Genomic DNA, 304 nt, shown 5'->3' on the forward strand with positions numbered 1-304 from the left:
TCAACTTCGACAGACGTTGGAGGGCTGGCACTGCAAATCCTGGTTTTAGGATTTGAAGGGACGGACCGAAACGGCCGAGAAGTTAGGAGCCGCAGCTAGACAAATCGAAAAGCGGAAGCGTCCGGTTGGACGCTGGAGCTAGACAATAATTGATTAAAGCGAACTCGTTCTTAACATACTTCTTCTCTATTATCTAGTTTTGAGGGAATGAATCCTCAACAAATAAATAGTCCGGCGGTGATGGCGAGAAGGTCACACCCGTTCCCATACCGAACACGGAAGTTAAGCTTCTCAGCGCCGATGG

General features: G+C 48.7%; 1 rRNA gene. It reads left to right on the plus strand.

Going from position 1 to position 304, the window contains the following annotated elements:
* Positions 1–230: 230 nt before the first annotated feature.
* Positions 231–304, plus strand: a 5S ribosomal RNA gene (gene rrf / locus M3183_RS26865); the annotation flags it as partial.

Origin of the sequence: Neobacillus mesonae (assembly GCF_023715155.1) — a bacterium.
Lineage (GTDB): Bacteria > Bacillota > Bacilli > Bacillales > Cytobacillaceae > Neobacillus > Neobacillus mesonae_A.